The 23,442-nt window shown below is 66.6% G+C and carries 11 protein-coding genes; 7 read left to right on the top strand and 4 right to left on the bottom strand.

The window, feature by feature from the left end; all coding sequences use genetic code 11:
- Nucleotides 1–8: 8 nt before the first annotated feature.
- The 4 genes from ATY02_RS23220 to ATY02_RS23205 all read right to left on the bottom strand — a co-directional run bounded on the left by ATY02_RS23220 (nt 9) and on the right by ATY02_RS23205 (nt 3,844).
- On the bottom strand, nt 9–1,070 hold the full coding sequence (locus ATY02_RS23220) for an NAD(P)/FAD-dependent oxidoreductase (RefSeq protein WP_068581317.1): 1,062 nt from the start codon (nt 1,068–1,070) through the stop codon (nt 9–11).
- Nucleotides 1,071–1,088: 18 nt separating this feature from the next.
- Nucleotides 1,089–1,655: a GrpB family protein gene (locus ATY02_RS23215; RefSeq protein WP_083235753.1), complete on the bottom strand. Its 567-nt coding sequence runs from the start codon at nt 1,653–1,655 to the stop codon at nt 1,089–1,091.
- Nucleotides 1,656–1,808: 153 nt separating this feature from the next.
- Nucleotides 1,809–3,350 (bottom strand): MFS transporter, encoded by a 1,542-nt coding sequence (locus ATY02_RS23210; protein WP_068581313.1) that lies wholly within the window; start codon nt 3,348–3,350, stop codon nt 1,809–1,811.
- Entirely contained in the window at nt 3,347–3,844 is a 498-nt protein-coding gene (locus ATY02_RS23205; protein ID WP_068581310.1) for a GlcG/HbpS family heme-binding protein, read from the bottom strand. The genes ATY02_RS23210 and ATY02_RS23205 overlap by 4 nt, the downstream gene beginning before the upstream one ends.
- 103 nt (nt 3,845–3,947) lie before the next feature.
- Here ATY02_RS23205 and ATY02_RS23200 point away from each other — a divergent pair, with 103 nt between their 5' ends.
- The 7 genes from ATY02_RS23200 (at nt 3,948) to ATY02_RS23170 (ending at nt 23,427) form a co-directional block, all read left to right on the top strand.
- Entirely contained in the window at nt 3,948–4,823 is an 876-nt protein-coding gene (locus tag ATY02_RS23200; protein ID WP_068581307.1) for a LysR family transcriptional regulator, read from the top strand.
- Nucleotides 4,824–5,297: 474 nt separating this feature from the next.
- Nucleotides 5,298–6,866, top strand: coding sequence for a TerC family protein (locus tag ATY02_RS23195; RefSeq protein ID WP_068581305.1), 1,569 nt, complete (start codon nt 5,298–5,300; stop codon nt 6,864–6,866).
- 279 nt (nt 6,867–7,145) lie between these two features.
- Nucleotides 7,146–9,257, top strand: a complete 2,112-nt coding sequence (locus ATY02_RS23190; RefSeq protein ID WP_068581301.1) for a type I secretion system permease/ATPase — start codon at nt 7,146–7,148, stop codon at nt 9,255–9,257.
- Nucleotides 9,254–10,639, top strand: a complete 1,386-nt coding sequence (locus ATY02_RS23185) for an HlyD family type I secretion periplasmic adaptor subunit (RefSeq protein WP_068581298.1) — start codon at nt 9,254–9,256, stop codon at nt 10,637–10,639. The genes ATY02_RS23190 and ATY02_RS23185 overlap by 4 nt, the downstream gene beginning before the upstream one ends.
- A 2-nt stretch (nt 10,640–10,641) precedes the next feature.
- A complete protein-coding gene (locus ATY02_RS23180) occupies nt 10,642–12,783 on the top strand; it encodes a type I secretion system permease/ATPase (protein WP_068581294.1) in 2,142 nt (713 codons plus the stop codon).
- A 114-nt stretch (nt 12,784–12,897) separates the two neighbouring features.
- Nucleotides 12,898–21,888 (top strand): TcdA/TcdB pore-forming domain-containing protein, encoded by an 8,991-nt coding sequence (locus tag ATY02_RS23175; protein ID WP_068581291.1) that lies wholly within the window; start codon nt 12,898–12,900, stop codon nt 21,886–21,888.
- Between the two features lie 111 nt (nt 21,889–21,999).
- Nucleotides 22,000–23,427, top strand: coding sequence for a TolC family outer membrane protein (locus ATY02_RS23170; RefSeq protein ID WP_141698231.1), 1,428 nt, complete (start codon nt 22,000–22,002; stop codon nt 23,425–23,427).
- Nucleotides 23,428–23,442 lie beyond the last annotated feature (15 nt).

The raw sequence follows: 23,442 nt of genomic DNA, 5'->3' as shown, positions 1-23,442 counted from the left end.
GCGATGGGTTAATGACCGAACCGGTCCGGGCGGCAAGGGGCGAGTTCGGCGCACTGGCGCGCCTGCAGCAACTCCTGGCAGATGAGGCGCCCGACGGTGGGTGCCAGGGTTACGCCGGCATGCATCACGGCCAGATAGAGCCTTGGATGCGTGTGGCATGGACCGATAACCGGCAGTTGATCGACAGGCATCGGGCGCTGGCCCACCTCCACGCTACGCAGCGTTACCGACTCGGCGCCGCGAAATGACTGGCGGATGCTGGCCAGGGCCTGTTCAGCGATGGCCTGTGGCCCTTGGGGGCCTTGGGCGTCGATATAGTCCTCGGCCGCCAGCAGGCTGCCATCGCTGGCTTCGCGTATCTCCAGCAGGTCGTTGGAAACCAGGGTCTTGACCAGCCCTGGGGGGGCATCCAGGCGCAGCAGGATCGACGGTGAAGGCTGGACCGGCAGTTCGATGCCCAGGGGCGCCAGCAGGGCTGGCGTGCCACAGCCTGTGGCCAGCACCACGTGGTCGGCCTGATGGACCCCGGTCGAGGTGATGACCCGGACGGGGTCCTGCCCCTGCACTTGTAACTCCAGCGCCGCCGTCTGGAGCAGTATCCGAGCCCCATGGCGCCGAGCGCCTTCAAGCAGGCAGTCGGTGACGGCTAGCGGGTCGAGGCTGCCCTCGCCCGGGGCGAACCTGGCCCGTTCCGGCGGCTGGCGCAGGTTGGGCTCCAATTGGCCGATCCGATCCTGATCCAGCCACTGGCGTGCAAGCCCGGGCTGCTGGTCATCTGCCGAGGGGACATCATCCGGGTGATAGCACAGCGCTCCGGACCAGTTGATCTGCAAGTCCGGTAGTTCCTGCTCCAGGCGCCGGTAGTCGGCCAGGGCCTGGGTGCGCAGGGGGCGTGCGGCAGCAGGAAACTCCCCCAGGGGATTGATCCAGGCGAATGAATGAGCGGTGACGCCGGAGCCGGGGCTGGACTGCTCCAGTACGGTCACCTCGGCACCCTGGCGGGCCAGGTGGTAGGCGATGGAGGCGCCGACGATGCCCGCGCCCAGTACAACGATCCGTGGATGGTTCATGTTCACCTCGTCCTGTGGTCAGTGGTTGCGCTGCCGTTCGGCCAATGCCTGGGCCTGTACCCGTTGGATCCAGGCATCCTTGCAGTCGCTGTAGGCATGGGAGTCGCCAGGGTGCAGGGCCTGGCAGCGAAGTTTTTCCTGCTGGTATTGCTGGGCGATGCCCGGGTGTTGGCGCAAGTGGTCGGCAAAGGCCAGGTGCCGCTCGATCTCCGGCGAGCCCTGGGCATAGCAATGCAACTGCACGAGACGTTGACCGCTGTCCGGATCGTCGAGGCTGCAATAACGCCGCCCGGGCAGTCCCAGCTCGCCGCGCCAGGCATAACCCAGTTCCTGCAAGGCTCTTTGGCAGGCATCCAGCTCGGCCAGCGAGCGGACTTCCGGCAGTAGGTCGAGCACCGGCTTGGCGACGATGCCGGGAATGGCGGTGGAGCCGATGTGATGGACCTGGAGCAGATTGTCGCCCAGTGCTGCGTGCAGGGTGCCGGCGACCCGGCAAGCCTGCTCGGCCCATTGCGGATCGTGAGGGCGCAGCTCGACCTTGATCGGCACCGGCAACGCCGTGGCGGCAGGTGGTACGGGGCTCATGGGCGGGTGTCTCCAGGCGCTGGGGTGGAGGGGGATTGGCTGGGCGCACCTTAACCGCGGGGCGTGAGCCGGGCAATTTGCGCAATGTTATGAAATTGCAAGCGAGCTACAGGCGCCTTTGGCACCGCACCTGTAGCCGTTGCCAGGCGTTGCTCAGGAGGACTTCAAGGCCACGCCCTGGACCTGGGGCAAGGGGTTGCGCATCAACCGGCCCACGCACAACGCCCCCAGCAGGGCCAGGCCGCCGGCCACCGCCAATACCCGCGTGAATCCGCCGACAAAGGCCTGTAGGGCCAGGGGCTCGAGCAGTGCCCTGGCGCTGTCCGGGAGGTTGGCCAGGGCACCTTGCATGTCGCCCGCCACTACCCGTGAGGCGATACCCGGTGCTTTCGCCAGCCAGGGCCCAGGTACCTGGCTGAGGCTGTCTTGCAACAGCTGTCGGGTCTGATTGCCCAGCACGGCACCGAACACGCCGATGGCCAGCATGATGGCGCTGAAGCGCATGGTGGTGCTCATCCCCGAGGCCATGCCGGTACGTTCCCGGGGCACGCAGGCCATGATGTTCTTCTGCGTGTCGCCGTTGAGCAGGCCGGCACCGGCACCTGTCACGGCAATCGCCAGGGCGAAGTTCAGGTAGCCCCCGGCATGCACCGCCCAGGCGCTGAGCAGGTTGCCGCTGCCCACCAGGGTCAACCCGGCGGCCATCAAGGTGGCGGGCGGATAGTGTCCGGCCAGGCGTGCGCCGATCCGTGGGCAGACCAGCATGGTCAAGGCGAAAGGCAGCATGCCCAGCCCCGAAGCGATGGCCGAGAAGCCCAGGCCGTTCTGCAGGTAGAAAGGCAACAGGGTCATCATCACCTGGGCGCAACCGGCGTAGGCGAACATGCCCAGCAAGGCTCCGATGAAGCGCGGATGGCGAAACAGTTGCAGGTCCACCATGGGGCGTTGTTGCATGCGCTCGACCAATACGAACAGTCCCAGCAGCACCAGGCCGGCCAGTAGCCTGATAACGGTGACCGGATGGCTCCAGCCGATGCGGTTGGCGTCGATCAGGCCCCAGATCAGGCAGAGCAGGCTGGCGCTGAAGGCCAGGCTACCCCAGGGGTCCAGGCGGGCGGCCCGTGTATCGCGGGACTCCTCGACGTTACGCAGCACGCTCCATAGCAGCAGTGCACCCACCGGCAGGTTGAAGTAGAAGATCCAACGCCAACCCAGGTACTCGGTGAGCAATCCGCCGACCGTGGGCGCGGCGGTCATCGCCAGGCCCATGCAGCCGCCCCAGAAGGCCCAGGCCTTGGCGCGCTCCATCTCGTCGTGAAAGGTATGGCCGATGGTGGCCAGGGCCGAAGTCAGCAGCAGGGCTGCGCCGACGCCCTTGAGTGCCCGGGCGATGTCCAGGACCAGGGCGTTGGGCGCGGCGCCGCAGCCCAGGGAGGCGAGGATGAACAGGCCAAGGCCGCAGAGCAGGGTGCGTTTGCGGCCGAAGCGGTCGGCCAGGCTGCCGGCGGGCAGCAGGAGTGCGGCAAAGGCCAGCATGTAGGCGCTGACAACCCATTCGATATCGACGAAATCGGCCCCCAGGTCCCGGGCGATGCTGGGCAGGGCCACCGCGACGATATTGGTGTCCAGGACGATCAGCGAGCACACCCCGGACGCCGTCAGCAGGGTCAGGCGCGGGTTCAGTGGGCGGTTCATGGCGCGCTCTGGCGGTTGAGAGTAGCCAGTGCCGCCAGGGCGATTTCATCGTCATGGGCCGGAGTATCGGCACTGACTCCGATGGCGCCGATGACCTGGCCATCGACGATGATCGGCTGGGCTCCCTTCATCATCAGCAGGCCTGCGCTGAGGGCCGCCGGGCGCCCGCCGTTGATCGCGTTCTCCAGGTCGCCCGAGGGGCGGCGGAACAGCGCCGAGGTGCGGGCCTTGCCCTGGGCCAGTTCGATGCCGGCGACTACCGGGGCGCCGTCCATGCGCGCACCGATAATCGGCCAGCCGCCGTCGTCGACAATCACCACCGCACAAGGCCAGCCTTTGGCCTGGGCAGTTTCCTGGGCGGCCTTGAGCAGGTTCTGGGCGCGCTCCAGCGTAAGGATTGCCTTGTGGGCAACAATGGGTTGGGTCTGTGCGGCCACGGCGTTTTGCAGGCTGCAGCAGGTGATCATTGCCAGAAGCAGGGGTTTGACGCGCATGGCACGCTCTCTCTAGTGTGGAGGTCCGTCGAGCTTATCCCGGTCGTTGGCGTGGTTCGTTAGCCACTGACCGCTAGTTCATTACCTTTGAGCTAATGCATTTATGGACATTCGTCACTTTCGCTACTTCCTGGCGGTGGCCCGCCAGCGCAATTTCACCCGTGCCGCCGAGCAACTGGGCATCGCGCCGCCGACCCTGAGCCGGCAGATCCAGGACATGGAAAAGGCGCTGGGGACCCGTTTGTTCGTGCGCCAGCAGCGTGAGGTCAGCCTCACCGAGGCCGGGGCCACGTTGCTCCTGGAGGCCGAGGCCACGGTGCGTCAGTTCGAGTTCGCCCAGCGCAATGCACAACGTGCCGGACGTGGCGAGATCGGCCATATCGAGCTGGGTTACGTGGCCTCGGCGATGTACTCGGGATTGCTGCAGAAGCAGGTCCAGGCGTTCGCCCGCGATTGCCCGGATGTCAGCCTGAACGTGCGCGAATGCCCCATGGCCACCTTGCCGGCGCGGATCGCCGACGGGCGCCTGGATGTGGGTTATATCCGTGCGCCCATGACCCTGCCGGAGGGTGTCGAGGCCATTCGCCTGGATGCCGAAGGGTTTGTCCTGGCACTGCCGGCCGAGTCCTGGTTGTGCCGCTTGCCGCAGATCGCCTGCGAGCACCTGCTCAATGAAACCTTCATCCTGCCGGAGCAGATCAACGGCACCCTGCAGGTGGCGGCCGAGGGCGGCTATGCCCCCAAGCTCGGTGTACAGCCCGGTGGCCTGGTGGCAGTGCTGGCCCTGGTATCCCTGGGGCAGGGTGTCGCCGTGGTGCCGGAGTCGGTGGTGGGCCATGTCAGCCTGCCCCATGTCCTGTACCGACCGATCCTGGGTAGCTCGGCCTCTTCCTGGTTGTCGCTGGTCCATCGGCGTTTCGAGCAGGCCCCGGCGGTGACTCGCTATATCGAGCAAGTGCGCCGCGAATACCGTCGCTGACCGCCACTGGGGCAACCGCTCTGCCCCGGCAAATCCTCGTGTAGCCGTTGCCGGGCTTGCGAGGCTGCACACGGGTGCGTAGATCAGGCCAACTGCGCACCCCATTCGCACGGCTCGTACCGAGCCGTGCGCAGCCTGCGGTAGCGGCTACACTCAGCGTCCTTGGAGGCGGATAAAATCTTGTAATGATTTGCCGCTGGGGCTACGAGGCCCATGCCTTGTAATCTCCAAATCCGTTTTTTCACTCAGGACTTGCATGAACACGCTCTCGGAGCCCCCCAATCGGCGCTCTCATTCCGCCTTACCCCCTGCTTTCCCACGCCACTGCGTCATCCTGAGGCGCAGGCGCCCAGGCTGCCATGCCAGTAGCCACGTTTTCCCGGCATCCGCCGCTTCCCACCCTTGCCAGAACGTCCCCGAGGCCTTGCGCCTTGGCGCCGTGTCGCGCCTGGCCGCCTGAGGAACCTGAATCGTATGGAATGGATCGCAGACCCCACGGCCTGGCTTGGCCTCTTGACCCTGATCGTCCTGGAACTGGTGCTGGGCATCGACAACCTGGTGTTCATCGCCATCCTGGCCGACAAGTTGCCGCCTCATCAGCGCGATCGGGCGCGGATCATCGGCCTGTCCCTGGCGCTGTTGATGCGCCTGGGCCTGCTGGCCAGTATTTCCTGGATGGTGACCCTGACCCAGCCGTTGTTCGAGGTATGGGGCAAGAGCTTCTCGGGCCGTGACCTGATCCTGCTGTTCGGTGGTGTGTTCCTGTTGTTCAAGGCCACCATGGAGTTGCACGAGCGCCTGGAAGGCCATGTCAGCCAGCGGGCCAGCAACGCCGGTTACGCACTGTTCTGGCCCATCGTGGCGCAGATCGTGGTGCTCGATGCGGTGTTCTCCCTGGACGCGGTGATCACCGCCGTGGGCATGGTGGACGAGCTGGCAGTGATGATGATCGCGGTGGTGGTGTCCATCGGCGTGATGATCGTGGCCAGCAAGCCGCTGACCCGCTTCGTCAACAGCCACCCGACGGTGATCATGCTGTGCCTGGGCTTCTTGATGATGATCGGTTTCAGCCTGACCGCCGAAGGCCTGGGCTTCCACATTCCCAAGGGCTACCTGTACGCGGCCATCGGCTTCTCGATCCTGATCGAGCTGTTCAACCAGATCGCCCGGGCCCGGCGCAAGAAGTCCATGCAGGGCCTGCGGCCGATGCGCGAGCGTACGGCCCACGCGGTGATGCGCCTGCTGGGCGGGCGCAAGCTGGCAGCGGAGGAGGTGGGCGAGGATATCGCCGACCTGGTGGAAGGCGACGAGATGGCGCCCAACGAGCTGTTCGACCGCCGCGAGCGGGTGATGATCAGCGGCGTGCTGCAACTGGCCGAACGCCCGATCCGCAGCCTGATGACGGTACGTGCCGACGTCGACTACATCGACCTGGCCGACGACGCCGAAAGCATCCGCGAGAAACTGATGCATTCGTCCTACTCACGCCTGCCGCTGATTCGCGACGGTGCGGTGGAGGAGCCGCTGGGCTTCGTGCACAAGAAGGAACTGCTCAAGGAGTACCTGGCCGGCAACCAGCCGAACCTTGCGCACCTGGCGCGGACCACGATCAACCTGCTGGACAGCTTCACGATCCTCAATGCCCTGGAGCAGATGCGCAAGGCCTCGACCCACATCGCCTTCGTGATCAACGAATTCGGCGATTTCGTCGGTGTCCTGAGCATGACCGACATCCTCGAGTCCATCGCTGGCGAGTTGCCTGACGCCAGCGAAATCGAAGGTCCGGACATCGTCGAGGAGCAGGGCGGGTTCCTGGTCAGCGGTGCCTTGAACCTGGCGCAGATCCGCCAGCGCACCGGCTTCGCCGCCGAGCCGACCGAGGACTACCAGACCTTGGCCGGGCTGGTCATGAGCCTGCTGGACCGCTTGCCGGTCAAGGGCGATTGCCTGGAGTGGCAAGGCTGGAGCCTCCAGGTGATGACGGTCGAGGAACGGCGGGTGACCCGGGTGCGGATGCACCGGCAGGATCCGCCAGATCCATGAGGTGACAGAGCCGGACGCGAGTCCGGCTTTTTTTTGCCCGGTCCATGCCTGGCCCCCGCTGCGCGCGCCTGTTCGACCCTCGAAAGCAGGCTTTGATTGCTTAAGTTTTGCTTGAAAGCTTTCAATCGTGCGGCTGATTATCATTCCCGGATAGCTGCCGCAGACTGGCCTCGAATCTCCCTGTCCCCGTGTTCTTGTAGCCCGGGGTCTTGAAACGAGCGGTCTATGCCAGTCAATCCCCAAACCCCTGCATCGCCACTTCTTGGTGAACGTCCTGCGATGGCGCAGGCCGACGCCACGGACACCATCCAGTGCGCCCTGGCCTGTTGCCAATTGCTGCTGCAACTGACCCAGGAGCGCGCGCCACGAGCCAGCGCCGCGGCAGGCGGGCACAACCTGCGCCAGGCGCTCAAGGGCTACGCTCGGGAGGCTGGCGTCGACCTGCGCCTGGAGCGCCTGGCACTCAAGCGCCTGACCCCGAAGATGCTGCCCCTGGTCTGGCGCGACCGCAGCGGCGCCTTTGTCCTGCTGGCCCGGCTTAGCGAAGCCCAGGCCCTGGTACAACGCCCGACTGCCCCGACCCCGCAAGTGCTCGAGCGCGCAGAGTTGGCCGAGGCCTGGAGCGGCGAGGTGATTCGCTTGCGCCAGGGGAGCCTGCGTTTCGACCTGTCCTGGTTCGTGCCGGAACTGCTGCGCCACCGGCGGATACTCGGCGAAGTGTTGTTGTGTTCCCTGGTCTTGCAAGTGCTGGCCCTGGCGACTCCGTTGTTCTTCCAGGCGGTCATGGACAAGGTCATGGTGCACCGGGCGCTGTCGACCCTCGATGTGCTGGTGATGACCCTGGTGGCGGTCGGCCTGTTCGAGGTGCTGCTCAAGGGGCTGCGCGAATACCTCTCGGCGCACACCGCCAACCGCATCGACATCGGCCTCGGGGTCAAGCTGTTCCGCCATCTGCTGGGGCTGCCCCTGCTGTACTTCAAGCAGCGCCAGGTAGGCGCGATCATCACGCGGGTGCAGGAGCTGGACAGCATTCGCGAATTCCTCACCGGCTCCCTGCTGACCCTGTGCGTGGACGTGGCCTTCACCTTGGTGTTCTTCGCGGTGATGGCCTGGATCTCCTGGCCGCTGACCCTGCTGGTGCTGCTGACCCTGCCGCTCTACGCACTCCTGGCCTGGGCCAGCACCGGCGCGCTGGAGAAGCGCATCGAGCACCAGTTCTACAGCGCGGCGCGCAATAGCGCCTTTCTCAACGAGAGCGTGAGCAGCAGCGAGACCATCAAGAGCCTGGCGGTGGAGCCGCGCATGCAAAGGCGCTGGGAGGCGCAGACGGCGCAGATGGTCGAGGCCGGGTTTGCCAGCCAGACCCTGGGCAGCGCCATCAGCCAGGTGGTGACGTTGTTGCAGAAGGTCACGGCGGTGGCGGTGATCTGCTGGGGAGCGAGCAAGGTCATCGACCTGCAGATGACCATCGGTCAATTGATCGCCTTCAACATGATGCTGTCCCACGTCAGCCAGCCAGTGGCCAAGCTGATCGAGGTCTGGCAGCAGTTCGTCCGCGTCCGGGTGTCGGTGGACAAGCTGGGCGACATGCTCAACCTGCCGGTGGAGCAGGCCGAGGGCGATCGACGCCCGGCGCAGGCCTTGCGCGGCGAGGTAAGGATCGAGCGCCTCGCGTTCCGCTATCGCCCGGAACTGGAGCTGGTGCTGCGGGGCCTGGACTTGCACATCGCCGCCGGCCAGACCCTGGGTATCGTGGGGCCGTCCGGCTCTGGCAAGAGCACGCTCACCCGCCTGCTGCAAAAGCTCTACACCCCGGACGCCGGGCGCATCCTGATCGACGGTGTACCGCTGCAGCAGTTGCAGCCGGCCTGGTTGCGCAGCCAGATCGGCGTGGTGCTGCAGGAAAACTACCTGTTCAACCGCAGCGTGCGGCACAACATCGCCCTGCGCCAGCCAACCGCGTCCCTGGAGAGCGTGATCGAGGCGGCGCGCCTGGCCGGTGCCCATGAGTTCATCCTGCGCCTGCCCCTGGGCTATGACACGGTACTGGCCGAGGCCGGCAGCTCGCTGTCCGGCGGCCAGCGGCAACGCATCGCCATCGCCCGGGCACTGATGGGCGACCCGCGGCTGTTGATCTTCGACGAGGCCACCAGCGCCCTGGACGACGAATCCCAGGCGCTGATCCAGGACAACATGGCGCGCATCGCAAAGGGGCGCACCGTGATCATCATTGCCCACCGGCTGTCCGCGGTACGTCATTGCCAGCGGATCATCGCCCTGGAACACGGGCGCATCAGCGAATCGGGCAGCCATCAGCAATTGCTCGCCAACGGTGGTTGCTATGCGCGCTTGTGGGCGCTGCAACAGGCGCTGCGCAAGGAGGGCGAATGATGCAAGGCCTGCTGACTGCCTGGCGGCGCGCCTGGCAACTGTTGCGCGCGGCCCCGGCCCTGGTGCAACGCAGCCGCGACGAATACGAATTCCAGCCCGGTTACCTGGAGATCGTCGAGCGCCCACCCGCACCCTGGGCGCGAGGCACGGCCCTGCTGCTGATCCTGAGCATCGCCCTGGCCCTGGGTTGGGCCATCCTCGGTTTCCTCGACATCCACGCCAGTGCCGCCGGGCGCCTGATGGTCTCCAGCTACACCAAGGTGATCCAGGCCCACGAAGCCGGCGAAGTCCGTGCGATCCACGTACGCGATGGGCAACGGGTCAAGGCCGGCGACGTGCTCGTGGCGCTCAACCCCATCGGCATCGATGCCGAGCTCGGCGAGTTGCGTGCGCAACTGGCCTTCAAGCGCCTGGAGCTGGCCCGGGCCCGCGCCTTGCTGAGCGAGGACCCGCTGGCTAGCTACCAGCCACCTGCGGGCCTGGACGCGGAGCAGGTCGCGGCGGCGCGGCAACAGTTGGCCAGCAGCTGGAAGGAGATCCGCGCCAACCTCGACAGCCTCAATGCCGAGATCGCCATCAACCAGGCCAGCCAACGGGCCCGCAACGGCGAGATCGCCGCCCTGGGCAAACTGGCCGGCAACGTGCGCCGGCGCCTCGATGCGCGCCGGGCGATGGCCGCCGAACAGTTGATGCCCCGGGTCGAGTTGCTCGAACAGGAAAAGGAACAGCTGGAGGTCGAGCGCTCCCTGGCCCAGCAGCATGCCGAGCTGCAGGTGCTCAAGGCCCAGGCGCAGAACCGCCGGGAACAGCGCGACAGCTTCCTGGCCCGGACCCAGCGCGAGCAGCACGAGTTGCTCAACCGCAGCCGCCAGGATGTCGCCGTGCTCGAGCAGCAGTTGATCCGTGGCCGTGACCGCCAGCGCCTGCAGACCCTGCTGGCACCGGTGGACGGTGTGGTCCAGCAACTGGCGGTACACACCCTGGGCGGCGCGGTACAGCCGGCGCAGCAACTCTTGGTGATAGTGCCTGAAGGCGCCGAGCTGGATGCCGAGGTCATGGTGCTGAACAAGGACGTCGGTTTCGTCAGGGCCGGCCAGCCGGTGGAGCTCAAGGTCGACGCCTTTCCCTACACCCGCTACGGCACCCTGCGCGGCACGGTGGAGCATGTTTCCGGCGACGCCATCAAGGATGAACAGCTGGGCCTGGTGTTTCCGACTCGTATCCGCCTGGCGCGTGAGACGCTGGCCGAGGGACAGCAGCCCATGCCCCTGCAAGCCGGGATGAGCGTCACGGGTGAGATCCGCACCGGTGAACGGCGGGTGATCAACTACCTGCTGGGGCCGATCCGCGAGTACCAGTCCGAAGCGTTGCGGGAGCGTTGAGCATGAGCACAGCCTTCAATCCCGCCGTCGAACAGGCGCCGACGATGCTCGATACTGGCCTGCATGCACTGGCTTGGGCCGCCAGACGATTCGACCTGAGCATCAGCGTGGCGCAATTGCAGCATCGTCTGGGCCGGGTCGAGGGCCTGGCCGACAGCCTCGACCTGCGACGCTGCGCCGGTTGGATCGGCCTGCGGGCACGGGCGGTGCACAGCCACCTGGGGCGCCTGCACAACCTGCCGTTGCCGGCATTGCTGGAGACTACCCGGGGCTGGGCGGTGCTGGACGCGGTGGACGGTGACCGGCTGCGGCTGTTCTGGCCGTTGCAGGGGCAGTGCCAGAGCCTGTCCGGCGAGGAGCTTGCCGGGCTCTGGCATGGCCGGGTACTGCTGCTGGCCGAGCGGCATGTCGAGCCCCGGACCCAGGGTTTCGGAGTCGGCTGGTTCCTGCCGTCGATCCTCAAGCACGCACGGCAGTTTCGCAGCGTGTTGCTGGTCTCGCTGATGCTGCAACTGGTGGCGCTGGTCACGCCGTTGCTGTTCGAGAACATCATCGACCGGGTCCTGGTCAGCCGCGGTATGTCCAGCCTGCAAGTGCTGGGCATCGCCATGCTGGCCCTGGCGCTGTTCGAGCCGCTGTTCGGCCTGCTGCGTTCCTGGCTGTTCAGCAACGTGGCGAGCAAGATCAACGCCGAGTTGTCCGCGCGCCTGTACCAGCACCTGATCCAGCTGCCACTGGGATACTTCCAGGGCCGGCAGACCGGCGAGATCATCGCCCGGGTCGGCGAGATGCAGCAGGTCCGCCAGTTCCTCACCGGCTCTGCCCTGACCCTGGTGCTGGACCTGGCCTTCTGCGGGCTGTTCATCGCCGTGATGTACGCCTATGCGCCGCTGCTGACCTGGGTGGTGGTGGGCTCCCTGGCCCTGTATTTCCTGTTCTGGTTGTGCGTGGGGCCCTTGTTGCGCAGCCGGGCCCTGCGGGAGTACGAGTTGAACGCGGCCAACACGGCATTTCTTACCGAGGCCGTGACCGGCATCGAGACCATCAAGACCGGGGCTATCGAGAGCGGCTTCCAGCAACAGTGGCAACGGCAACTGGCGGCCTATGTACGTGCGGCGTTCCACACCCGCATCGTCGGTATCTGGGCCGGGCAGGGCATTGGCCTGATCCAGAAGCTGTGTTCCGCGCTGCTGCTGTGGTGGGGGGTGATGCTGGTGCTGGACGGGCGGCTGAGCCCGGGGCAACTGGTGGCCTTCAACATGCTGGCCGGGCATGTGGTGGAGCCGATCCTGCGCCTGGCCCAGGTCTGGCAGGACTTCCAGCACACGCTGATTTCCCTGCGACGCCTGGGCGACATCCTCGACACCGAATGCGAGAGCGGCAGCGGCGGCCTGGCCTCAGTGCCGGCGTTGCAGGGCGCGGTGAAGTTCCAGGGCGTGCGCTTTCGCTATGAGGAAGACGGCCAGGAGATCCTGCGCAACCTCGACCTGGAGATCCACCCGGGGGAGTTCGTCGGCGTCACCGGGCCTTCGGGTTCCGGCAAGTCGACCCTGACCCGCCTGTTGCAGCGGCTCTACGTGCCCCAGCACGGCCAGGTGCTGGTGGACGGCATCGACCTGGCCATCGCCGACCCGGTGGCCCTGCGTCGCAACATGAGCGTGGTGCTCCAGGAAAGCGTGCTGTTCGCCGGCAGCGTGGCCGAGAACATCCGCCTGTGCCGGCCCCAGGCCAGCGATGCCGAGGTCCGGCACGCCGCCAGCCTGGCGGGCGCGGCCGATTTCATCGAGGCCCTGGCCCAGGGCTACGAGACCCAGGTCGGCGAGCGGGGCGGCCAGTTATCCGGCGGCCAGCGCCAGCGCATCGCCCTGGCCCGGGCCTTGTTGGGCAACCCCGGGATCTTGTTGCTGGACGAGGCCACCAGCGCCCTGGACTACGAGTCGGAAGCCGCGGTGATGGCCAACCTGCGGGACATCGCCCGCGGCCGCACGGTGATCAGCGTGGCCCATCGCCTCAATACCCTGCGCCACGCCGACCGCATCCTGGTCATCGACCAGGGGCGGGTACTCGAACAGGGCACCCACGAACAACTGCTCGCCCTGGACGGCCTGTACGCCCGGCAATGGGCCTTGCAGATGAACGATTGATTCCACCGACGGCAGGAGGGCTCACCAACCAGCCATGTCTCCCCACCCCGCATCTCCCTAGAGGGCCCTTGGCGACACCAAGGGCCGCCGTAAAACAGACAGAGGATCACCGCAATGGCTTTTATGTCCAAGGACTTCACGCGCCTGCTCAACAGCCTGGTCGACCAGCACATCAAGGCGTCCGGCAGGCAGACCGAATGGTTCAACATGAGCGCCGACGAGCGCGCCAGCTACATCGCCGAGGTCGGCGAGCGCCTGCTGGACATGCAGCAGAGCACCCTCAGCGTGCTGGCCGCCCAGCACTACCAGATGCAGGACAACCCGGTCTCGATCGGTGACCAGCTCAAGACCCTGCAACAACGACGCGAGCAGATGAACGCCATTGCCGACACCCCGGCGACCAGCGCCTACAAGCAGCAACTGGACCGCGACATCCTGCTCTACAGCCGCCAGCAGACGGCCACCAGCCACTATGAGCGGACCTGGCTCAAGGCCCTGGGCGTGCTCAGCCCCGAGGGCGCCAAGCGCCTGGAGCACAAGAGCCTGGTGGCCAGCGCCCAGGCCAAGCAGGACAAGCTCAAGGGGCGGATCAAACGCCTGGAACAGCAGCTGGCCATCCAGGTAGCCGACTCCACCTTCAGCCAGTCCTACGTCACCCTGTTTTCCGAGTTGCAGGCCTACAAGGACGTCAGTGCCCGCTACGCGAGCCTGCTCGACGCCGCGCCCGCGCAACAGGCCGCGAGCCTGGCGGCGCTGGCCAAGCCGCCGCGCAGCTCCGACGAGCTGCCGGTGAACCTCTCGCTGCTGCTGATGGAGGAACGTCCCGGCTACATCCGCATGAACGTGGCGCTGGTCAATCCCAGCACCGACGGGCGCTTCAAGGATTTCTTCCTCGACCACGGCAAGCTGGTGGTGCCCACCGACGGCGTGCTGAACTTCTCCTTCGGCACCGCGGCCCGCTCCCTGGCCTGGCAGCAGCAGTACCGCCTGAAGAGCGAGCCGCCGTCCCGGCGTTCGCCGACCTACGCGCCGATCCGCTCGGTGCTGGTCAAGACCGCCTTCGTCGAGCAGTACTTCGCCAACCACCTGGTGTCGGAGAGCTCCCTGCGTGAAGGTTTCAAGGCCCAGGTGCTGGGTAACGGCCGCAAACTGTTGCTGACCGGGGTCGATCGCAAGGTGCCGAACCAGGTCGGTATCCAGGTTTCCGGCCAGTCGCCCGGCACCAGCGTCAGCCGCGAAGTGCCGCTGGGGAGCGCCTTGAGCGAGCTGATCAACCAGAACGCGGATATCGCCAGCTTCCAGACCATTGGCCTTGAAGACTATCGCCAGCACGGCTACCACCCCGATCGTGACGGCGTTTTCGTCAACATCCATGAGCTGGAGCGCTCGGTGGGTTTCACCGAGCGCCAGTACCTGCTGGAAATGCCCCAGGACGGTGGCTACCGCGCGGCAACGCCGTTTGCCCTGATCACCGTCGAGGGCGACAAGGTCAGCAGCAGCCACCTGAGCCAGGCGCAGACCGATGCCCTGTATCAATACAACGCGGCGTTCTTCGACAAGCTGGAGCAATTGCGCAACGGTGGTATCAAGGCCAGCCGCCTGTTCGAGGGCAGCAGCGAACGCGCGACTTTCGTCCAGCAACTGGGCCGTTTGCTCGAACGCAACCACATCACCCCGGCCGGGGTGTTGAAGCCGGAACACAGCCGCGCCAGCCTGCGCGATATCAAGGGCAACAACCTGAACAAGGTGCTCTGGGAGCAGGCGTTCGCCGCGTCGGCCTGGCACAGCGCCGACGGCGACGCACTGCTGTTCGACCTGGCAGCCCGCCTGGCGGACGATCCGGCATTGGCCAAGGCCCTGGACGGTGGTTATGTGCAAAGCGACATCGCCCAGGCCAGGTTGCTGCTGGCGCCGCTGTACGAGCCCTGGCAGGCGCGTGCGGTCGATACCGAGAACCAGCGGGTGGCCGCGGCCAACGCGGCGCAGCATCCGGGTAATCCGCGAATACAGTTGTTCGATGCCGTGGCGGTGCAGCGTGCCCTGGACGGCAAGGTGCTGGACCTGCTGTTACGCGGCCCGGCGATCCTGGAACCCATCGATGCATCGCTACGCCCGGCGGTCGAGCAGTTGCTGGCCAGCGAGCAGGGCCGCAGCCTGCGCAAGCAGGCGTTGTTCCATGCCCTGCGCCCGCTGGCCGACAGCCTGGGCAAGGCTGCGGCACCGATCAATGCCCATGCCCAACTGGCCCCACCCGGTGGCGCCGACAAGGTGGTGATCAACAACCGGCTGAACCAGCCCGATCCCTACCTGATCCTCAATACCCACTCGGAGCAGGCCCAGGCCGCTGCCACCTGGCTGGTGGAGGACGACAAGTACCGCAGCTACAACCAGTTCCGTCCTGACCCGGAGAATGTCGCCACCCGCTACATGAACGACCTGGACACGCCGTTCGTGGGCGGGATTTCCGGCACCACCCAGACCGTCAGCAATGCCTTGCCGGAGCTGTTCGGTAGTGCGTTGAGCGTCAAGCAGTACTGGCAGTTCCAGATGGCCAATGCGGCCTTCATGATCCGCAACGGCTATCACTCGTTCTTCGAGACCCTGTATGTCGCCGCCCGCTACGAGCCCCAGGGCGCGGACAGCATCGGCCAGGACATGTTGCAGATGTTCGACCGCTATCGCGCCGAAGGCCACGAGCAGGCATTGCAGGGCGAGTTGTACGACGGGGTCATGGCCCGCGTGCTGCCCATCGTCAACGAAGGCCTGCCCGCCAGCGAACAGTTCCACCCTCCGCGCTTTACCAGCATCGGCCCGATGCCCTCGTTGCTGGGGCAGGCTGCCAAGGACTTGCAGCTCAAGGCCGGGCTGGAATCGCTGGGCAGCGGTTTCGAACCGCGCCAGGGCAGCGCCGACATCCAGCAGTTCGCCGCCGACCCCGTGCAGTTCGCCAAGACCCACGCCCTCAGTGCCGAGGCGCTGGTCAAGGCGGGGCGCTTGCCGGCCCAGGGCGACGTGCAACTGGTCAAGGTCGCGGCGAACCTGTACGAGCTCGAATATACCGAGCATGGCAGCAACGAGATCGCCGCCGGCGGCGACAGCGTGCCGGCGTACTTCCTCGGCTACAACGGGCCGAACCAGGCCAATGCCGCGCCGGCCTATGTGGACATTCCCAAGCACGCGGCAGCAGGCAGCTTCCTGTTCACCGGCACCTTGTCCGGTTGCTCGCTGGTGGTGACCAGCCTGGATGCCGATACCTTCAGGGTCTACCACGATGGCCGGGTCAACAGCTCGTTGCTGTACGACAACGTGGTGATGGCGGTCGACTACAAGGACTATCAGGTCGCCGGCACCGCCGAAGGCCTGGCCGCGGCCTACATGCAGTACCTCGATGGCCAGTGGCAGTTGGTGTTCCAGCGTCAGGAGTACCAGCGCGAGGGCCACACGGTCTGGCCGAAGTTGCGTGCGGGCGCCGAGCCCCTGGCGATCCAGACCGCCGATGCCCAGGTGCAGGCGCGCAACCACAGCGAGTTCGCCGCCTACCGCGAGCAGGTGCACCAGAACCTGAAGAAGGTCGCGGCCCAGTTCGGGGTGGCGAGCGACGGGGTGGCCGACGGCGTCTACAGCGGCGGGGACTTCGCTCCCGATCATCCGGCGATCGCCGCCTGGAACCGGCTGCGCGAGGAGGTCCAGGCCAAGGTCAACGCCGATATCCAGCAGGTGGTCGACCAGCGCTTCGAGCTCCAGGATCGGCGGCGCACGGCCAGCGACAAGGGCCTGATCGACCAGCAGATCAAGCAGCTCAACCTCACCCAGGATTACTACCGGGCGCAGTACGACCCGGTCCTGCGTGAAGCCGGCTCGGTGGAGAAGACCTGGCTCTGGCAGCAGATCAAGGCCAGCCAGGGCAGCGCCGCGGTGGTGCGCACCGACGATAGTGCGATCCAGGGCGGAGGCGAGGAGCGCACCAGCAGCATCGGTGAGCGTTATGCCATTGCCGAGGCCTACCAGCGCGGTGCGCGGGGCACGGCGTTCAACGACGGCCTGCGGGATTTTCGCCAGGTCAAGATTCCCGGGGTGGACGACAAGATGTCGTCCCTGGAGATGAAGCGATTGTTCCTCGACGGTTCGCTCACGCCCCAGCAGCGCGGTGCCCTGAGCGCACGCATCAGCGAGACCGCACAGGCCGAATACATCGACAAGGTGCTGCGCCAGACCGCAGTGTTCAGTGAAGACTTCCACAAGGCCGGCAGCGTCTTCGGCCAGCTGGCGCCCCAGGATTTCTACCTGTCGTTGGTGGGCGACCGCTCCGGTGGCCGCTGCTACCCGCTGGTGCGGGCGATGGCCGTGGCCCTGGCCAGTGGCGGCGAGGCCGGCGTCAACAGCCTGGTGCAGAAGCTGTTCCTGGCCTCCGCCGACCCCGAGGCGGGCAGTTCGACCCTGCTCAAGAACAGCCTGATCCGCCTGCACTCCAATGTCGACGCGGTGCAGGCTTCGACCGAGGTGGGGCAACTCAAGCTGTCCGAGGTGGTGGCGCGGCTGGCCGCCAGCAAGGGCACGGCGATGTTCGCCCTCAATACCCAGAACCACTCGATGATGGTAGGCAGCACACAAGGGGCCGAAGGCCAGCGCTATTACTTCTACGACCCGAATGTGGGCATCTTTGCCTTCGATTCCACCCAGGCGCTGGCCAGTGCCATGCAACAGCACCTGGTGACGCGCAAGCTGGCCGCGTACTACGGATCGTTCGGCAGCCAGTCGCAGCCGGCCTTCAACCTGGTACAGATCGACACCGCCAAGATGGCCCAGGTGCCGGTGGGCAACGGCCTGGATGTCGCCGATCTGTCCCGTCCCCAGGAGCTGGCCGGGGTCATTGGCCAGCGCCGCCAGGTCGAGCAGGCGGTGGGCGCCCAGCAGCGGGTCAGCGAGGACCTGCGCCTGGGCGCGGCATTGACCACCTTCGACGCCGAACAGTGGGGCGCGCGCTTCGAGGCCGCCAGCATCCGCCTGGCCGCCGAGCACCAGCTGGACGGTCACTGGATACCGATCATCGGCACCCTCGAGGAGCCGAAGGAGGGCGGCTATCGGGTGCAGTTCATCAACCGCGACCAACCGCAACTGGAGCCCCGCTGGCTGGCCACCGAGGACGGCACCTTCGTCGAATTTCGCCGGTTCGTCGATGAGCACATGCGCGTGTTCAACGAACACTTCACCCTGGAACACGGGCAGATCCGCCCCCGTGCCGGCGTCGGCGAAGCACCGGCGGTGGATGGCCTGAACGCCGGGTTCGCGGTGCAGACCCTGATCCAGTGGTTCGCCGACAAGAACCGCCAGGAGGCCGCCCAGGGAACGCTCGCACCGGACCTGGCCACTGCGCTGAAGATCCACAGCTACCTGGGCCTGGCGCAGATCGGCCATGGCACCTTGCAGGATGTGGCCAAGGTCACCGAGCTGGTGCGCACCGCGCTGCGTGGCGAAGCCATGGCCGCCCAGACCTCGCTCAGAGACTTCGCCTCGACCCTGGGCCACACGGTCAACGAAGGGGCGGGCCTGCTGTTCGGCGGGGCCATGGTCGGCCTCGATGCCTATGAGCTGGCCCACGCCGAAAACGATGTGCAGAAGGCGGTATTCGGCACCCAGCTGGCGTTCGATTCGGCCAGTTTCGTCACCGGCGCCGCCGGGGTCGGCGCCGGGCTGCTGGGCGCCTCGACGGCGGCCGCGGCCCTGGGTGGCGCGGGGGTGATCCTCGGCGGCCTGGCGGTGGGCTTCACGGCGCTGGCCCAGGCCTTCGGCGCGGTGGCCGAGGACGCCAAGGCGGTCGGGCGCTACTTCGACGCGCTGGACCAGGCCTACAAGGGCAACGGCTATCGCTACGATGCGGACAAGCAGGTGCTGGTGCCGCTGGCTGGAGCTGTGGTCAAGCGCCTGGACCTGCGCAACAACCAGATCGGTTTCGACAGCCAGTACATCTACCGTACCCACCATGGCTCCACCGGTTCCGGGGCGATCAACTACTTCTTCTGGGCCGGGGACTTCCCGCGGATGATCCACGACCGTGACCAGGCGATCGAGGTGCGCAGCGGCATCGGCTACGGCCAGGACACCAAGGCCCTGGAGCATGGCGACAGCAGGGCGCTGATCCTGCCGGGCACGCCCAAGTCCTACATCAGCTACGAGTACATGATCCTGCCCGGGGCCACCACCCGGCATGACACCGGTTTCGACGTGATCCGAAGGCTCGAGGAGGACCGGCGCTTCGACTACGACTTCTACATCTTCCCCAGCGAGGAGACCATCCGGCGGATTCGCCAGGAGTACGTCTGGACCCCGGTCGAGGTGCTGCTGGACTCAAGCGACCGGCAGTTGATCGTCCCCGAGTTGCCCAAGGAGTTGCATGGCTACCTGAACTACCAGGTCAAGGGCTCCGGCGGGCGCTATCTGGTGGGGCTCAACGAAGGCGCCCAGGTCGAACTCGCCAGCGAGGCCGGCACGGTTGCGTCGCGCTGGATCATCGACACCAGCCAACTGGCGGACCAGTCCATCAGCGTGGCGAAGGACCAGCTGAAAGTTGGCGGCGTGGTGGTCAAGCTCGATCCGACGCACAACGGCCAGGTGCTGCTGGTCAACGCCAAGGGCGAGGTGCGTGAAGTCGATTTCACGAGCCTGAGCACCCAGGTGGTGGAAGAAGACGCGAGCAAATGGCAGGTGCCGGGCCAGCGTATCGAACAGCACCTGAGCGAGTTGGCCAAGGCTCACCAGTTGCATGGCCAGTATGTGACGGTGGAAAACTACAGCCATGGCGGGCGCAATGTCGGCCGGGCGTTCTACGACGTCGCCAAGGAGCGCATGCTGTTCACCGACACCCAGGTGGAGCAGGCTCGCAATGCCCAGTTGGGGGCGGTGGTCGGCGACCATGCCTACTTCGTCGATGCCGAGAACGCCGCGGCCTGGCGTGTCGAGATCGCCACCGGCAAGGTGGACGCGCAGTTCGCGCCCTCGTTCAACCAGAGCGCCGGACGCATTAGCCGATTCTGGCAAGAGGGCGACGCGGTCTACCTGGCCCGGCGCTACCAGCTCAAGGAGCGCGAGGCCGAGCTGAACTTCCGCATCCTCGGCGATCGCATGGAACTGGTGGGCGTGGTAGGCGATGACGCCTTGCTGCAACTGTCGGCCCGTAGCCAGCAGCATGGCGATACGCTCAAGACCTTGCTCCAGGGCTACCAGGAGCAGGCCACCGAGCGTGCCACGCCGGTCTACAGCCTCGGTGCGCCGATGCTGGAGCCCAGCGCCGCGGCCCTGGTGACGGTGTTTGGCCTGGACGACGCGAAGGTGGCGCACCGCTACTGGGTACGCACCAGCGACGGCACCCTGATCAAGCCCAACCTGGCCCCGCCCGAGGGTGAGCAACCCGCACCGGATGCCCAGGGCCAGCCCCGCAGCGCCTGGCCGATTCCACCGGATCTGGTATTCGCTGGCAGCATGTTGCAGCCCGCAGGCCCGGAGGTGTTTTTCTTCTACAGCCAGCAGCAGAAGGTGGTGTTCCGCCAGGAGGGCGCGGGGCAGAAGGTCCTCGACGGCAGCCAGCCGAGCGCCTTGCGCCTGGCCCTGCCGGCCCTGGCCAACGTGCTGGAGCTCAACGGGCACCTGGTGGCCGTGACCGAAGATGGGCGCGTGGCGCGCATCGAGGCCTCGGGCCAGCTGGCCTATGAGGCGGTCAACGAGCATTGGCTCAAGGGGCGAGCAACCTGGTGGCAAGACCTGGCCAGCGTCAACGGCAGCAGTGCGACCTTGGCGGTGTTCGGGGCCAAGACCACCGATGGCAAGGGGGCGTTGCCGGTCTGGTATCACAATGGCCAGGTGGTGGTGGCCTCACCTGCGTTGCACGGCAAATCCCTGCAGTTCCTCGGCTTCGACGACGCCAGTGCCAGCGCCCGGTTGTTCGAGCCTGAGAGCGGCAAGCTTTACCTGCAGGCACCGATGTCCGCCGAGGCGCTGGCGACGGCATTCGCCGCAGACCAGGTCCTCGTGGCCTCGGCGCAGGTGCCGGCGGCCACGGCGCTGCTGTCCGACGTGCCGCTGCGTTCTGCGGTGCAGGTGGATGCCGGGTTGCGGCTGACCACGGCCAAGGGCGAGGTGCTGCTGCGCAATAATGCGGGCGAGGTGCAGTTGGTGGCGCTGGACAAGGCCTGGCAGCGCGAGCGGCTGGGCAATTTGCCCCAGGCGCTGGCCGAGGTGGCAGGGCATTGGCGGGCCCAGGGCGTGTTGACCTTGCAAGGTGACGGCACCCAGGGCTGGTTCGATGTCGCCAGTGCGCAGATGTTCGCCAGTAACGGTATCGCCGCGGCCAGCGACCTGCGCTTTATCGGCGTGGCGGCCGAATCGCCGAACTCGGCCTACGTCTACAGCCCGGCGGAGCAGGCGCTGTACCAGGTCCAGCCGCAGGGCGCGCAGAAGCTTGGCCACTACGGCAACGTCCAGCGAGTGGGTTCTTCGCTGCTGCTGCAAGGCGGCGGTGTCGACGGCCGCCAGGATGAACTGGTGCCGCCGTTGATCGCCGGGATCGACAGTGTCGTGCTGCACGGCGGCAGCGCTGACGATACCTATCGCCTGAGTGCGCAGACCTGGGCGCACTACCGTACCGTGGTGATCGACAACGATGACCCTGGCCAGGCCCTGGATCGCCTGATCATGCCGGTGGCCGATGCCAAGGACATCCTGGTCAGCCGCCAGGGCGACGATGTGCTGCTGACCGATGCCGGCACAGGCTCGGCCCTGGTGCTGCGCCAGGTGCTGGGCAGCCAGGCCGCGGCGCATGGCCACTTGCAGATCGAGCTGCAGGGCGATTCGGCGGTGATCAGCGTCGAGCAGCTGTTGCAGGGCTTCGCCCAGACCGGATCGAGCAAGGGCGGGTTGTTCGAGCTGGCGTCGCGTGAGCGCCCAGCCTTGCCAGAGAGCAATGACCTGGCGGCACTGGTCGATGCCGAAGGTCCGAGCCTGGCCAAGCTCAGCGGGGCCATGGCGGCCTTCGCCGACACCGGTGGCGCTCGTGAACACCTGCCGCAGAACCGCCAGGCCACCCAGGCGCTGCTGGCACCACCACTGACCTGACGACACGGCAATGACCACAGGAGGGGCGCAATGCCTCTCCTGTCCCGTGGCTGCATTTCCCGGCTACGGCCGAATGATTTTCCCTACGTAGAACAGACCATGACCGAATCCATGCATTTATCGCCGCGAGCCCTGGCCGGCTGCTTGCTCATCCTGTTGTCGCCGTTCGCCGGCCTGGTCCGGGCGACAGAGCCCCAGGCCATGCCCAGCGATCTGTGGCGGGTGTACCAGGATGCCCGGCACAACAACAGCGAACTGGCTGCGGCCCGTGCCGACCAGGCTGCCCGTGCCGAGGCGGTGCCCCAGGCCCGTGCCGGGCTGTTGCCTACGCTGTCGGCCAGCGCCGAGCACAACGGCACCAGCACCTCGCTGCAACAGCCGCGGCAAGCCACCCGGCGCAGTGGCACCAGCTACCAGGCGGTGCTGAACCAGCCGGTGTTCCGTGCCGAGCGCTGGTTCGGCCTCAAGGCCGCCGAGGCCGAGGACCAGCAGGCCATGCTGGAGCTGGCGGCGGCCGAGCAGAAACTGATGCTCGACAGCGCCCAGGCCTATTTCGGCCTGCTCAAGGCCCAGGACGCCCTGGCCGCAGCCACCGCCGAAGAGGCGGCGCTCAAGCGCCAGCTGGCGCTGGCCCAGAGGGGCTTGCAACTGGGCCTGTCGGACCGCACCGATGTGCTCCAGGCCGAGGCCGGGCATGACACCGCGCAGGCCAACCGGATTGTTGCGCGCAAGCGTACCGACGATGCCTTCGAGGCCCTGGACACCTTGACGCACCAGCAATACCCGGCCCTCCAGGGCCTGCGGCACGACATGCCGGTGCTGCTGCCCGAGCCCAACGACGCCCGGCGCTGGGTCGACAGTGCGGTACGCCAGAACCTCACCTTGCAGGCCAGCCAGTACGCCCTGGAGGCGACGCAGCAGACCCTCAAGGCGCGCAAGGCCGGGCACGCTCCGACCCTGGACGCGGTGCTGCGTTACCAGGTGGGCGACAACGACAACCTGGGTTATGGCAACAGCGATATCCGTGGCAGTGGCTACGGTGGCGATGTCCAGCAGCGTTCCGTCGGCCTGCAATTGAACATTCCGTTGTTCAGTGGCGGCCAGACCTCCTCCCAGGTGCGCGAGGCCTACCAGCGGATGAGCCAGCGCGAGTCCCTCAACGACAACCTGCGGCGCCAGGTGGTGGAGCAGACCCGCAACCTGCATCGCGGCCTCAACAGCGGGGCCGACCAGGTCCGGGCCCGGCGCCAATCGATCATTTCCAACCAGGGCGCGGTGCTGGCTTCGCAGCTGGGCTTGCAGGTCGGCACGCGCAACATCGTCGATGTGCTGGAAGCCCAGCGCCAGTTGTACAACGCCGTGCGCCAGTACAACGACAGCCGCTACGACTACATTCTCGACACCCTGCGGCTCAAGCAAGCGGCGGGAACCTTGTCGCCCGAGGACCTCAAGGCGCTTTGTGATTACCTCAAGGCCGACTACGATCCTGACCGCGATTTCTTGCCGCCGGAGTTTCCACGCCGGCTGGCGGCGCGCTGAGGTCATGGGCCGGAC

It is taken from the genome of Pseudomonas sp. BIOMIG1BAC, from assembly GCF_001705995.2.
Classification (GTDB): Bacteria; Pseudomonadota; Gammaproteobacteria; order Pseudomonadales; family Pseudomonadaceae; genus Aquipseudomonas; species Aquipseudomonas sessilinigenes.
Note: the sequence above shows the minus strand (reverse complement) of the source record. Positions and strands in the feature narration are given on the sequence as shown.

What these genes read in the sequence shown, in the direction of transcription:
- ATY02_RS23220 (WP_068581317.1), bottom strand. Translation starts at nt 1,070, where the DNA reads ATGAACCATCCACGGATCGTTGTACTGGGCGCGGGCATCGTCGGCGCC.
- ATY02_RS23215 (WP_083235753.1), bottom strand. Translation starts at nt 1,655, where the DNA reads ATGAGCCCCGTACCACCTGCCGCCACGGCGTTGCCGGTGCCGATCAAG.
- ATY02_RS23210 (WP_068581313.1), bottom strand. Translation starts at nt 3,350, where the DNA reads ATGAACCGCCCACTGAACCCGCGCCTGACCCTGCTGACGGCGTCCGGG.
- ATY02_RS23205 (WP_068581310.1), bottom strand. Translation starts at nt 3,844, where the DNA reads ATGCGCGTCAAACCCCTGCTTCTGGCAATGATCACCTGCTGCAGCCTG.
- ATY02_RS23200 (WP_068581307.1), top strand. Translation starts at nt 3,948, where the DNA reads ATGGACATTCGTCACTTTCGCTACTTCCTGGCGGTGGCCCGCCAGCGC.
- ATY02_RS23195 (WP_068581305.1), top strand. Translation starts at nt 5,298, where the DNA reads ATGGAATGGATCGCAGACCCCACGGCCTGGCTTGGCCTCTTGACCCTG.
- ATY02_RS23190 (WP_068581301.1), top strand. Translation starts at nt 7,146, where the DNA reads ATGGCGCAGGCCGACGCCACGGACACCATCCAGTGCGCCCTGGCCTGT.
- ATY02_RS23185 (WP_068581298.1), top strand. Translation starts at nt 9,254, where the DNA reads ATGATGCAAGGCCTGCTGACTGCCTGGCGGCGCGCCTGGCAACTGTTG.
- ATY02_RS23180 (WP_068581294.1), top strand. Translation starts at nt 10,642, where the DNA reads ATGAGCACAGCCTTCAATCCCGCCGTCGAACAGGCGCCGACGATGCTC.
- ATY02_RS23175 (WP_068581291.1), top strand. Translation starts at nt 12,898, where the DNA reads ATGGCTTTTATGTCCAAGGACTTCACGCGCCTGCTCAACAGCCTGGTC.
- ATY02_RS23170 (WP_141698231.1), top strand. Translation starts at nt 22,000, where the DNA reads ATGCATTTATCGCCGCGAGCCCTGGCCGGCTGCTTGCTCATCCTGTTG.